General features: G+C 31.8%; 7 protein-coding genes. All 7 read left to right on the top strand.

What is annotated here, in order from left to right:
- The first annotated feature begins 28 nt into the window (after positions 1-28).
- The 7 genes from ACS8E3_RS06100 (at position 29) to ACS8E3_RS06130 (ending at position 14,987) form a co-directional block, all read left to right on the top strand.
- Positions 29-3,802 (top strand): glycosyltransferase family protein, encoded by a 3,774-nt coding sequence (locus ACS8E3_RS06100; RefSeq protein ID WP_439242288.1) that lies wholly within the window; start codon positions 29-31, stop codon positions 3,800-3,802.
- 139 nt (positions 3,803-3,941) lie between these two features.
- Positions 3,942-5,561, top strand: coding sequence for a hypothetical protein (locus tag ACS8E3_RS06105; protein WP_439242290.1), 1,620 nt, complete (start codon positions 3,942-3,944; stop codon positions 5,559-5,561).
- 146 nt (positions 5,562-5,707) lie between these two features.
- Positions 5,708-6,814 carry an alpha/beta fold hydrolase gene (locus tag ACS8E3_RS06110; protein ID WP_439242292.1) on the top strand — a complete coding sequence of 369 codons (1,107 nt, stop codon included), beginning with the start codon at positions 5,708-5,710 and terminating at the stop codon, positions 6,812-6,814.
- 31 nt (positions 6,815-6,845) lie between these two features.
- Complete coding sequence (locus tag ACS8E3_RS06115) at positions 6,846-7,565, top strand: DUF6270 domain-containing protein (RefSeq protein WP_439242294.1); 720 nt, start codon at positions 6,846-6,848, stop codon at positions 7,563-7,565.
- Between the two features lie 65 nt (positions 7,566-7,630).
- A complete protein-coding gene (locus ACS8E3_RS06120; protein WP_439242296.1) occupies positions 7,631-10,723 on the top strand; it encodes a glycosyltransferase family 4 protein in 3,093 nt (1,030 codons plus the stop codon).
- A 235-nt stretch (positions 10,724-10,958) separates the two neighbouring features.
- Positions 10,959-12,962 carry a heparinase II/III domain-containing protein gene (locus ACS8E3_RS06125; RefSeq protein ID WP_439242298.1) on the top strand — a complete coding sequence of 668 codons (2,004 nt, stop codon included), beginning with the start codon at positions 10,959-10,961 and terminating at the stop codon, positions 12,960-12,962.
- Between the two features lie 57 nt (positions 12,963-13,019).
- Positions 13,020-14,987, top strand: coding sequence for a glycosyltransferase (locus ACS8E3_RS06130; protein ID WP_439242300.1), 1,968 nt, complete (start codon positions 13,020-13,022; stop codon positions 14,985-14,987).
- Positions 14,988-14,996: the final 9 nt, after the last annotated feature.

Below are 14,996 nucleotides of genomic sequence, written 5' to 3' on the forward strand. Positions count from 1 at the left end.
ATATCCACTTTAGTTATTATGAGGATCTATGAAAAACAAAATACGTAAAATTTTATCTAAACATAATAACGAGCTCAGTTCAGATGAACTAAAATCACTTAACCAATTGGTTGAGCAATACGGTGGTTCTATAGATGAGCTAAAACAGTATATTCGTGCTATTGAATTAGAGAATGAAAGAAACCGCATTAACAAAGCTGTAGAAAAAAATACTATATCTTATCAACTGGGTAAATCATTAATTGATGCTGCTAAAAGAAAAACTACTATAAAAGTTTTTAGTAAAGAGCTATTTGCTATTTATGGAGATGCGCTAAGTAGAAAGAACAGTGACTTAAGAAATACCAAATTATTACATAAAATAATAATCCTGCTCCATGAACAGAATAAGAATGAGATCAACGAATTAAAAGCAATTAAAAATATCGAGCCAAGCAAATTAGTGGCTAGTAAAGCTTTGTCCGAACCTAAAGTAGTTAAGAAGAAAAGAGCTATAGTCACGCCAAGGAAGAAATATTTAGATAATACTTCTGTAGATAAGGCTGTCTTACAGAATTCATTTTTGGATAAAGGTATAAAAATTGCTGCCATTATGGATGAGTTTACCTCATTATGTTTCGAACCTGAGGCAGATATATACCATATTACACCATCGAATTGGCGGGATGAAATATTAGAGTTTGAGCCGGATATACTATTTATCGAATCAGCATGGCAAGGCAAAAATGGTCTATGGAATACGAAAGTTAGCCAGCAAGCAGTAGAATTAGTAGATGTAATAAAATTTTGTGAAGATAAAAATATTAGAACCATCTTTTGGAGTAAAGAGGATCCTGTACACTTTGGAACCTTTTTGGGAGTAGCAGAGTTAGTCGATGTTGTATTTACTACAGACATTGACTGTATTCAAAAGTATAAAGAGCTTCTCGGTCATGACAGAGTCTATTTGTTATACTTTGCTGCCCAGCCAAAAATACATAACCCTATAGAGGTTTATGATAGACAAGAGAGATTTAGTTTCGCTGGATCTTACTATTTGAAATATCCCAAAAGACAAAAAGACTTCTCTGTGTTAGCCGAAGTGGCTCAGAATTACAGGGGACTGGACATATATGATCGCAATTTCAATAAACCTCATCCTCATTATGAGTTTCCTGAAAGCTATCAGCCGATGATACTAGGTACTCTAAGCCCTTCAGAAATTGATAAAGCCTATAAAGGCTATATTTACGGTATCAACATAAACACTATAAAACAGTCACAAACTATGTTCGCTAGACGTGTATTTGAGATGTTGGCTTCGAATACCATAGTCATTAGTAACTATTCGCGCGGAGTCAGATTACTATTCGGTGATCTAGTCATATGTTCAGATGAAGCGGCGGAGCTTACTAGACAATTAGAAAAATTTACTGAAAACGTTATAACGCAGAAAAAATATAGACTTCAAGGTTTGAGAAAGGTCCTAAAACACCATACTTATCAAAATCGTTTAAAATACGTTTTAGAAAAAGCTTTTGAGACGACTTTAAACATGACGAATGGTCATGTTGTGATTGTGGCTAGTATTCATGATCAAGACGAGTTAAAAAGAGTAATAGAGTCTTTTAATAATCAAGAGTACGCAGAGAAAGAACTATTAGTACATAGCGCTATAGAGGGTTTGAGTGACTTTGCTGACGATAACATCACTATCTGTACGGATACATCAGTATTGGCTCAAACTCTTAAACAGCTCGAAAAAAATACTTATGTAGCGGTATTTAACTCTATCGATAGTTACGGAAGTTACTATTTGACGGATTTAGTACAGAGTCAAGTCTACCTTGAACAAGACGCTGCCCAGCCTATAGTAGCGATTACCAAAGATAGTTATTTTGAAAATGTAAATGGAAAAACTTCGCTAGTACAAAACAGTGAGTATCAACAAGTAAGCAAATTTAAATTCTCTAGAAGTATAGTAACCGTAGATACGTTTATAAAAGAAGTTTTAGACAATGATCGCTTTGCAATGATAAACAATCTGGAGGTGGAAGCCAAGTCTTTTGCTATTGATTGCTTTAGTTATATTGCAAATGGAGCTAGCCTAGATGTAGAAGAGACTTATGAAGCACATAATCAACTGATTTTGGATGAGGGAGTCGATTTTGAAAACAGATTATTACCAGTCTCAGAAGCAATTAGTGTTAATTACGACGAAGTAGATGATTTGGCAATATATGAAGATGTAGATACTTTCATCTTTTCAGCCAATGACATCGACACACAGCTCATTAGACCACAAAGTAAACAGATAATTATCAAAAGAGAAGGTGAAAGTGTGGAGATCACATCGACACTTCCTGATGATAAGTTCGCTTATGTCTACTTCAAGACTATATATAGTAGGACTGATGTTAACTTGAAGCTGAATAGTCAGTTTATAGCTAATGCAACTACAAATATGGATATACGTTCAGTATTCATATTCTTGGATGAGAACAAGAATAAAATTTCACATCATATTGCACCAGTTGCTCACAATCATACTATGCCTATACCTGTAGATTGCGAATATATACAAGTTGGTTTTAAACTTACTGGTAGCGGTCAGTCTCTGATAAAGTCTATAAAAATTGGTGAGAAGAGAGAAGTAGTGAACGACCTGATTGCCAAAAGTGATACTTTAGTGCTAGCCAAGCAGTACCCTTCATATGATGATCTGTATAAGTATGGCTTCTTACATAGCCGAGTAAGAGCATATAAGAAACACGATCGTATAGTAGATGTGTTTAAAATTACTGACAGCAATACTGATATAGGTTTTAGAGAGTTTGAGTCTATTGATGTGTTTAGTGGACACAATCATAGTCTAAAAAATGTTCTTGAATCAGGTCAGATTAAGCACATATTTATACATCTTATGGACAATAAGATGTGGGATATAGTTAAAGACTATCGAGATAAAATAAAAATTACCATATGGTTGCATGGAGCTGAAGTTCAAAGCTGGAAGCGCCGAGAGTTTGATCTTGTAGGTCTGAGAACATCCGAGATAGAACGAAAAGAAAAGCTATCTGACAATAGATTAAAGTTCTGGAAAAAGCTGATTAACGAAGAGCTAAATAGTAATATCACTTTAGTTTTTGTTTCTAATACTTTTCTTCGCGAAGTGGAAGAAGACTTAGAACTGACTATACCTAGTGACAATAAATTGGTAATACATAATTATGTAGATAATGAAATATTCAATTATAGTGAGAAACAGCCTGAAGATAGATTGAAGCTGTTGTCCATAAGGCCTTATTCTGGTCCTAAGTATGGTAATGATATGACAGTAACGGCTCTACTGGAATTGTCTAAGTATGATTTCTTCAAAGATTTAGAAGTTAATATATACGGTGATGGCTTAGAGTTTGATGAAATTAACGAACCATTACGTCAGTTTGAAAATATTCATCTGCATAAACGGTTTTTAAATCATCACGAGATAGCAGCAGCTCATAAGGAACATGGTGTTTTCTTAAACCCTACGAGATGGGACTCTCAAGGTGTCTCTAGAGACGAAGCCATGTCCTCAGGGTTAGTAGTGGTAACCAATAAAGTTGCCGCAGTGCCAGAGTTTATTTCTGACGAAGAAGGAGCCTTATTTGAAGCTGAAAATGTACAAGAAATGGTGGAGAAAATTATAGAGATCGTTCAAGATTCTTCTTTATTTTTGAACAAGTCAGAATATGCAACAGAACGTGCTAGTTCACAATGTAGTTTTGAGAATACTATTGAACAAGAAATTCATTTAATAGAAGAAAAAGCCAAAATTTAATTGATAATACTGTAGATAAATTTATAAGCTACGAATCATGCATAAATAAAACTATGATTTAGTTATAAAATTTTACTTATAGTTCTAAGTTCAGAAGTTTTTTATATTTATAATAAATTTTGTAAGAATAGAGTTCAGTATGAATAATGAATCTACATATTTACTGTCTAGCTTTAAGAGCAATCCCGAAAGATTGTTTCAAGGTTACTGTTTTGATAAAGAAGATTTTATTTTTGGTCAAGAGGGCGCTGAGAAGTATCGTGAGCAAACTGGAAAAGAGGTCTCTTATGGAGAGGATGGGTGTTATGTATTAGCAAAAAGAGTTGAAAAAGGGTTCTTAATAGGGTCGGATTTTTCAGGGTTTAAGAAAGTATTGTACTTTCGAGATGATGCTTCTGGTGCTTGGGCTGTTTCAAACTCACTTAATTTATTAATTGAACATCTAAAAGAACACTCAATTATTATCACACCTAATATACCGTTGCTACTCCTGTCAGCACAACGTTTGTCTTTTACCCAACAACCTATTACCTTCGATACTATTGCCAATGAAATAAAAATATTACCTATCAATACTTTGCTCACTATCGGAACTAGCACTCTGAATATAGAAAAAATCTCTAATGTTGAAGACAATATTACAAATTATGAAGATATTTTACTAAATTTTATTAATATTTGGGCTTCACGATTCTCTACATTACTATCCAATAAAGAACTCTTTATTCGTCAAGGTTTAACAGGGGGTTTAGACTCTCGTGCTGTTTTTTCATTATCAAATCTTGCCTATTGTAATGGCACAAAAAATATTGCTGAATATCGCTTAGCCTGTCATTTGATTAAAGGATCTGATAAAGATATAAAGGTAGCTGAGAAAATAACTCAGCATTTTGGATATGAACTAAATACTAGAAGTAGGTTTACAAATGCTATTTATCATTTAGACGCTGAAGAAAAGTATTTGACGTGGAAAAATATGTGTTTAGGAATTTATCAACCTATATATTTCCCAAGCACGAAAGTTGATTATAGAAAAATATCGATAGGTGGTGGTGGTGGTGAAAATCACAGACCATTTTATGGGAATAATACTAAAACCACTACCTATAATGATTCAATTAAATATTTATGTAGCAAGCTTGATAATCCTGAGCAAATGGTTGATTTAGCTATTAATCTATATGAGACTTTGTTAACTATGCAAAAAGTGGATAATTGTGGAGATAATATTGATCCTTTACTTCTACATTATAGGCATTTTAGGAATAGATTTCATACTGGACTATTCCCTCAATATCAGATTTCTTTCACACCTTTAAGTTCGCGATATTTAGCTAATATAGCCACTAAAAATAACTTTGAAAAAGTAAAAAGCTCACAAGTTCTTTACGATCTTATAAATCTTACCGATGATTTAATTCATCTCCCTTATGATAATATAGCAAAAGCGCCTTCTGATACTATTTTGCGCCAACTAACTAAACTGAATGAAGGTTTGTCAATTAGTACAGGAAATATATATATTGAATACACGATAAATGAGCAAGTTACTTCACCAGAGCCTATAAAGAAAACCCTTGAATATTTAAAAAAAGATTTCGATAAAGCCTGTAATTCTAAGTTGGTTAAAAGCCTATGGAATAGTAGTTTTATAAACAAAGCCTCTCAAGATATAGATAAAGCTATCAAACAAGGAAAGTTCAATCATGCTTCTGATGGCAGTCGTATTACAGCAATAATTTCAGCTGGTCTTTTCTAAAAATACTGATTCTTTAATTTGCTTGCTGTCTAAAGTTATTTCCTACACTCTTACTTATACAATATATAGAAGTGTATTTTTAAGTTTTAGCGATGTTATAATTCACGTGAAGCGCTAATAACATTTATTTACAGAGTGATTTTAAAATGTTTGATTTGGATAATACTAAGGGTTTTAGAAGGAAAGTTGTCAATAGTAAGGGGTTTATAAGCTTAGAAACAGAATTTGAAGAAGATTTAGAGTATGCGTTTTATTTGACCCATTCTAAAGGTACTGAAAAGAAAATGTATACTAGTGAACCTAAAGTTCGCTTTGATACACCTTTTGAAGAAGGTAGCTTTAAAGCTATATTTTACTACAAATACAATGGAAAAAAGATAGCCCATAAACTATATTTTAATATTGATAAAAATGGGATTGTTGATTTATCAGAGTTAGTAGTTAGTAATATTATTGAAAAGAATGGATATAAAATAGATTTTTATGATGTAGGTGCTTCGAAAACCTTTATTGTTTTCAATGGAGCTGGAACTTTAAAGACTGAAACGCCGTTCGCTTTGAATTATCTGAACAAAAATGGTTTTAACGTAGTAGCTTGTCTGCAAAACGACAATCAATATCAGAAGTTATCGTTTGAAGATGTTGAGAAATATGTGTATCCCATCGTCCGTGATCATGAAGTGTTCTTATATGGTAGCTCACTAGGTGGTTATTGTGCAATCTACTATGCTGGAGCAGTAAATGGTACCGTAATAGCTTCTGCGCCTAGGAACTCAGCTCATCCCATTTTAGTGGATTCCTCAGAAAAAGAGTCTAAGTTTGATGGAAAGAATTTCAAACATGTGAAGTTTGATGATAATAAAAAAACAGATAAAGATATTTTTATTTTCTATGATCCTTATGTCAAAGAAGATAGCTTTTTTATAGAAAGTTTAATCAAAGATACTTTTGATAAGCTACATTTGATCCGTTGTGATTTTGCGGGACATGAAGTCCTATACCATCTAAATCATACGAAACAATTGAGTCGTATAATAAAATCAATAACTGAAGGTCACACACCTGTTATTAAAGAAATGGATAGTAGTTATATCTATATGGGACAAGCACGACAAGCTTATTTGTCGAATAATTTTAAAAAAGCAGTGGCTTTGTCAGAAAAAGCACTTGAAGATAAGTCATTAAAAGAGGTAACTAGAAAGAAGTTTAAGAGATTTAATAGTACTGCATTTGCAGCGCTGCATAAGTCTTAACCTTTTAATATCATAATTTAGGGAATATCTAATGAAAATCAAAGTATATGGAGGCTGCGTCTCACGAGATATCTTAAATTTTGATGATACTGATACCATGCAGCTAGCTGGTTATCACGCTAGATCCTCTTTAGCGACACTTGGATCAAAGAATGTAGTAAAGACAATTTCGAAGAAATACTATGACGCTCTTTCTAATATAGACTCCAAGTTTCAGCGCCGTATGGTGGTCTCTGACTTTGATAATGAAGTTATAAAGTCTGTAGCTGTGAATGACTATGAGTTTTTGTTAATCGACTTTCTTGTTGATAGATTGCACTTGGCTGAGATAGACGGCAAGTTGGTGACTCGTTCAGTGGAGTTCTTACGCTCTGGCATTAAACCTGATAAAGTTATAAACACCTTTTCAGATCAGTATTTTGAGCTATGGAAGAAAGGTGTAGATAATCTATTTACTATGGTTAGTAATACAGTAGGTTTAGAGGCTGTAAAAATTAACAAGGTTTATTGGACAGATAAGGCGACTGATGCTCAAGATACTATCAAATTGGGTGAGAAGTGGGACATTGAAAAAAACAATGAAAAATTAAATATGATGTACAAGCATGTAGAAAGCATTTTGCCACAGTCTAGCATAATTGAATTTAGTAAAGATTTACTTATAGCTGACTCAAATCACAAATGGGGCTTATCGCCCTTTCACTATACAGACGATTACTATAAAAGAATGCTAGAGATCATCAACGCTTGATAGCTATTTACTAATCATTATAAAAGCCGCTTTTTAAACACTCTTATACTGTCGAGAAATCTTAAATGAAATTAGAAAAGATATCAGCAAACCCTCTTCTTAAAAAGAAAACCCAAAATCAAGTAGATAAGAGGCTTAAAACGCTAAAATTTCAACTTATCGAAAAGTTAGAGTTGCCCTTAGAGGATCCAATCTGGTACCCAACTGCCGTCAAACCGGGTCAGAGAGTAAGCATTAAAGCGATAGTAGAGTATCTGAACATCAGCTCTGCTAATAATCGTAAAGCTGTATTATTAATCAGGGCTTATGACGAAACTGGTAATGAAGTCGATGTGTCTTTAGATAGTATGTTTGGATCAGACGCTTTTGATGCAAACTTTAAGTATATCGCTCCTACTAATGATGTAGTAGAAGAGCTATATACGTTTATAGTGCCGAAAGGCATATCTATTATACACTTTGGTTTCAGTAAGTTTTTATGTTCTGAGGATGAGCGAGTAGTATTAAGTGATCTCACGATATTTCCTGAGTTAGAGGATGAAATCATTGACTCAACCAAGAAGCTGCAAACACCAGATAACCATTTCGTAGAAAAAATAGCACTACCGTTAGAAGAGCCAGTCTGGTATCCAATGGCTGTAAAGTCGGGTCAAAGTATCAGCATTAAGGCGATGGTCGAATATCTAAACATTGCTCCTGCAATTGACCGTAAAGCCGTCTTGCTAATCCGAGCTTACGATGAGACTGGAGAAGAAGTTAATGTGCCTTTGGAGAAGATGTTTAGATCAGATACCTTTGAGGCACAGTTTAAGTATCTTGCTTCTACACAAGGAGCGGTAGAGGAGCTATATAGGTTCATTGTACCTGAAGGAATAACGACTATTCATTTTGGGTTTAATAGATTCTTATGTTCAGAGAATGAGCAGGTAGTACTAAATGATCTAAATATCGATATCGGTAATCAAAACATTGATATGGATTCTTTATCAATAAATAACCAACTTATTGATAAAGAGTATTATTTAGAAATTCTTGATTCTAAGAATGTTTATTCAATGTTAGTAGAGTTTGATAAAAACAACTCTTTTTTAAGTGATAATGATAAAGCTTATAAGCTAATAATGTTAAGTAAAGCTGTAGATTCAGAGCCTAGGCTCATAATAGCAGCTGTAGCAGCTAATTTGAATCAAGATGCTTATACTCTTATAGGATATGCTTGGGCTTGTATACATAGTAAAAACTATTATAAGGTTATAAGTATTTTAGATTACTTACAAAAAAATAAGTTAGGTAACGAAGAACAAGTTAATAGTTTAGAAAAAGCTTTATGCTCAAGATTATCAGATAACAGTATTCAGAAAGCTTTCGAGTATTTTAGTAATAGTATGTTTACTGAAAGTAGTATAGAAGTTAATAATACTAATGTAGCTCAAAAAAATGAATACCAAAAACTTTATGAGAATAGAAATTATGATGCTATAGCTAATATGCTATTTGATGATTTTAAAGGAAGAAATGTAGAAGATGTAATCAAATTCATAAATATAAAGCTAAAGACTAAGTACAAATTTTCTAATAATGCAATCGTCCTAATAATGATTAAGACAGGTAAGAAATTTGGTGAATTTGGCAGTAGAAACTCTGAAATTAAGTTGGTTGAGAGTGCTATTGATATTAATAAAAGCACAACAAGTGTTAGGGCCGGTTTCTGGGCTTATTATAGACAAGGATCTATTACGAAAAGTAGAGATTGTCTTAATTGGCTTGAAGATTATGCGAAAAATAATAATGACAAAAAACAGCTAGACTTTGTTAATTCAAAAAAGAATTTATATTTATTCATTGAGAAGGCTAGTTTATTAGAGCTTATAAACAATGCTATAGAAAATCCTATAGAAAATTTTAGTCCAATCTCAAATAATATTGCTTATGTCTTGCACAACACCTTGCCTTATGCTTCTGGTGGTTATGCAACTAGAGGCCATGGTTTAGCTAATGCTATTCAAAGTACAGGAACAAAAATCGAAGTAGTTGGAAGACCTGGTTTTCCTTTAGATATTAGAAAAGAATTAACATCAGAAGATGTAGAACAAAGCCAGATTATCGAAGAAGTTAAGTATGAATTTATTTTAGCTCCAAGAAGAGATGGAACGGCTACGCTTGAGTACATAGTGCAATCATCAGAAGAGCTAGTAAAAAAACTCTTAAAAATAAAACCTTCTTTGATAATAGCAGCTTCTAACCATTTAACAGCTTTGCCAGCCCTTATTGCAGCACGTAAGCTAGGTATTCCTTTTATATACGAAGTAAGAGGCTTTTGGGAAGTTACCCGTATTTCACGTGAACCTGAATTCGAATCAACTGAGTTTTATAAAGTCTTATGTGATTTGGAGGCCCTAGCAGCAATGCAGGCTGATTATGTATTTACTCTTACTACGCCAATGGCTGAAGAATTAGTAAGACGTGGAGTTTCTAAAGATCAAATAACTATACTACCTAACTCATGTGATCCAGAGCGCTTTGAACCCGTTAAAAGAGATCCGGCACTAGCAAAAAAATTAAATATACCAAATTCCGTACCGGTTATTGGTTATATTGGTACATTTGTACAATATGAAGGTCTAGATCATTTAGCTGAGGCTTGCGGTAGACTGAAAAAACGTGGAGTAGAGTTTAGGTTATTAATAGTGGGTAATGAAAATACAGCGGGAGACGATAAAGGTCCAATTACTCAGGCAATTACGAATATAGCCGTTGAGTATGACTTTGAGGATTGGCTTATTATGCCTGGACGTATTCCACATGAAGAGGTAGAGTCATATTATTCATTGGTTGATATTGCCCCATTTCCTCGTAAGCCTCAACCAGTTACTGAAATGGTATCTCCAATGAAACCATTGGAAGCAGCTGCAATGAAAAAAGCTATCGTAGTTTCCAGTGTTCGAGCATTGACTGATATGATTACTGATAGCGTTAATGGTTTAGTATTTGAAAAAGGTAATATAGAAAGTTTATCCGAAAAATTATATCAGTTAATAATTGATGATAACCTTAGATTGAAGTTAGGTGAAAATGCTAGAAAGTGGGTTGAAACTGATAGAACTTGGGAAAAAACAGTCAGCAAACTTTTAGAAGTTACTAGTAGAATAGTGTCTTAATTTTTTGCTAAAGTAAATAAAAATAAAACTATATTTAATATTATGACTAGAAAGTTTCAATCAATTAATTAGTGCTTGGTTGTCTAATTTTACAGATAGAACGTTATAGTCATCCTGTAGAGTTCATGTTTATCTTATCCTAAGAAATATAAAATCTTTTAGATTCTTTATCTTTTAGACCCTTTATGAAGAATACTACTGAACTAGAAAGTGAATGATATGGAAGTATGTATATATGAAGAATATAGATTCGATTATTGATTCAGCCGAAGTAATATCAAACTATGATGGTTTTAGAATATGTGTAGAAGTAAAGTCTAACTTCTCAATCATCGAGTGTGCTTGCTATTTTTATTCATCAGGTACTGTTGTTCATAAAAGTGGATACAAAAAGGGCAAACATATATATTTCTTTAATAAAGATAACGCTACAAATCTCAAAGTTAAGATTTTCTTTAGATATATTGATCAGCCTTTAGTCAAGAAATCGAAAGTATTTAGTGTTTCTAATAAAAACAAACTAAATTATAGCTTTTCTAATAAAATTTTAAGTAAGATTGATTTTAACAACTATGAGATTTTAGGCAATAAACTGCAAACTGTAGAAAATTATGAAGAGTCAGGTTTTAGGCCTAGAAAAGATGTTATTCCATACAAACTAAGTATCCCAATAAAATGGCTAGAAAACCCTTATAAAGATAGTAATTGGATGTTTCAACTTCATGCGTGGAGAATGTTAGATTGTTATTTAATCAGAGGAAAAATTAACGATTTCAATCAAGTTGCTGAAATAATTAATGATTGGGTAAACTTTGAAAAAACTAATAATAAACTTGAAGATAAATGGTTATGGTATGACATGTCAACAGGTCTAAGGGCTTTGAAGATAAGTTACTATATAAAAATATGCTTCGAGAAAAATATTGATCATAAGATTGAAGACATTGACTACCTTATTAATAAACATTTAGAATATTTAAGCGATGTTAATGAACTTAATCATGGTAATCATGGCTTGTTTCAACTGAATGGACTTAAAAGCTTAATATATATACTTCAGAATTACGATTCTGAGAGCTTTAATTTGAAAACATTAAATAGTTACTCAGTAGAAAAAATGAACAAACTTATTACTTCACAACTTGGTAGTTATGGAGTGCACACTGAAAATTCACCAGCTTACCATTTTTTTACACATAAGAAAATTTTAAATATAATAAATTCTCCATGGTGGTCAGATATTTCTAAAGATACACTAGATATTTTAGAGTTAGGTGAGCGCGTAAAGCCTTGGTTAGTATTTCCAAATAATAAATGTGTTCCAATTGGCGATTCAGAAACTGGAAAAGAGTTTAAAAACCTAAGGAGCCTAAACGAATGGCCCCATATTAAACATGAAAATTATATAGGATCTCAAGTTGACGGATATTCGGTTGTAAGATCTAATACGTCTATACCGAATGAAAGTTCATCATTTCTATTTTTTCAAGCATCCTTTTATAGCCAAGTGCATAAACATCGTGATGATTTATCTTTTATTTTACAAGAAAATGGAGTCGATATATTAATAGACTCTGGTAAGTATGGATATAAGCCAGGTAAGTATCGCCAGTATTTTCTAAGCACACGTGCTCACAATACAATTGAAGTAGATAATACAAATACTAGTAGAGTAAATAAAAATGCATATGGAAGCGCAGTTGTACATGTGCCAAAGTATTTAAAAGGTTTCTGGATATTGAGAGGTAAAGTAAACCAATCTATAAATAAATACAGTCACGAACGAGTTATTTTGTATAAGCCAGGTAAAGAAGTGTATGTCATTGATAAAATAATTAATAATGATAATAGTACAAAAAGAGATATAAATCAGTGGTGGCATTTTGATAGTTGTTCAAAACTCAGTGTTGAAGATAAAAAAGCTACACTAAAGATAAATAATGATATGAATATAATCATTACCTCAGAGACATCTGGGGGTGGCCCTGTTAAATTTACTTCATTTAGAGGTTACGATTCAGGAAAGTCACTTATTGGTTGGGTTTCTAAAAGTTATCTTCAATATGAACCTACTTCTACTTTAAGGTTATCTTCAGTTCTAAATAACACCTTGACTATTTTGACTAAGTTTGAAATTAATAATACAGTAGCTGCTGAAAACACTATATCTCTCCAGGGAGACATTATTAATACTATTGACGAAGATCTTTACAAATATTTAAATAGTGGATATCTTTAAATTTATTCAAAGTTTAGTCAAATATTCAGATGTAATAAAAACTACTAAGGGTTGAATGTGAAAAAATTAACTTATGTATTAATTAGATTTAGTGTATTAATTGAGGGTACAGGCTCTTGGAATATAGCTGATAAAAATATAGAGACTTATAAGAAAAAATTGTTTAACCCAATAAGACTTGAACAACATTTAAATTTATTTAAAAAAATTACTATTCCCAGCTTATTAAATCAAACTAAATCCCTTGATTCTGAGTGGCTAAAAGTTGTAATTATAACCTCTGAAAGTTTGCCAGTATGGTGTAAAGAGCAGCTTGAAAAGTTGGTAGAGGAGTATGATTGGCTTTATATAGATTATATTCCAGAAAAGGGGAGGTCTCTAGTACAGTTTGTTTATGATGATTTAAAAGACAGTAAAGAAAATATTTTAGTATCTACGATTAGACTAGATGATGATGATGCACTCTCAAATAACTTCTTTGAAGAAATGGATTTATATTTTAAAAAAGAAAATGTAGGGTTTTGTTTAAGTTTTGGAAGTGGTTATGCTGGATTTTATGACTTCAAATCTGATAATTATGAAAAATTGGTAGAATACTATTATCCAAAATTAGCTTTAGGCTTAAGTTACTTCAATATTTACTCTGCAAAAAAGAATAGTTTTGTAATTAGTAAAATAAAAACTGTATATAATACCTATAGACATACACAAGTAGATTTAAAGTCACCTACAATTATAGACTCACGTAAAAATATGTTTATAAGAACTATGTATGATACATCAGACTCTGCTAATAATTTGAAACGTGAAAAATTATTGAGAAGCAAGCAATTAATAGAAAATAGAAAAATATACAATAACTTTCCTTTCTTAGAAAAAAGTTTATATGATAATAAAGAATTTATTGAAGGTATAAATATAGATTATATCGACAACCAAAATAGGTTCAGTTATTTTGCTAATGGTTTTAATTCTCGAGATAGCGATAGTATTTTAATAACTTTTAATGCAGCTATTGCTAATCGAAACTCTAAAGAACCTCCCTTTTTTTCAGGTAAAGGGATTTCTAATGATCTTGGAGTCGCAATTTTGGCATTCTCGGATCCTCTAGTAGATGACAATAGTAATTTGAATTTAGCTTGGTATCTAGGTGACTCTAAATACCAAGGGCTAAATTTTGCTATAAAAGATATAATAAAGTTAGCTTGCTTAAAAACTAATAAAAGACCGTTACTATTTGGGTGTTCAGGTGGTGGGTTTGCAGCATTAGTTCAGTCAGTTTATTTAAGCTCTATAGGTATTCATCATGACATATTGATATGCAACCCTCAAACTAATATTTTAAATTATAAAAAAGATGCTGTAGATCGTTATTTTAATTTAGCAGAAAGTGATAATATATCATCCTCTACAGAAAAAAGAAAAGAATACTTGACGAGTATTGGTAGTATTTATGAGATAAATCTATCAGATATAAAGACTGAGTTTGCTAAAATATATTATATACAAAATATAAATGATAGTTTTCATGTCGAAAACCACTTAAATCCTTTTTTAGAGAATGACTTTTCTAATATAAATTATTTGTCAAAATCAGGCTATTATAATAAAGATAATTTTCATCTTATAATTAGTGATTTTGGTTCTGGCCATTCTGCGCCAAGTAGAGCAGATTTTGTAAGTATTATTAATAAATATATTCTATCTAAAAAAGATATGAATGCTATTGTTATGGAGAGAACTGTAGTTTTCAAAAATAAAATTGATAAAAAGGACTATAGAATAAAGTTTGTATTTTATATGAATAAAATTTTATTAAACTTAGAGGATGTTAGTGACGAATTAAATCTAGATATACATTTGATAGTTGGTAAAAAAATGTCAGGGTTAGTAGCTAATCTAAATGCACTGAATAAAACTGATTTTTTTAATCATATCTGGTATGGACATGATGTATCTGTTTCAATATTTCATAATTATGGAAATGAAAGATATTCTCGAAGATATGATGTCGTAAAAAACTAGATTTGATAT

It is taken from the genome of Psychrobacter sp. 2Y5 (genome assembly GCF_051847375.1).
Taxonomy (GTDB): Bacteria; Pseudomonadota; Gammaproteobacteria; order Pseudomonadales; family Moraxellaceae; genus Psychrobacter.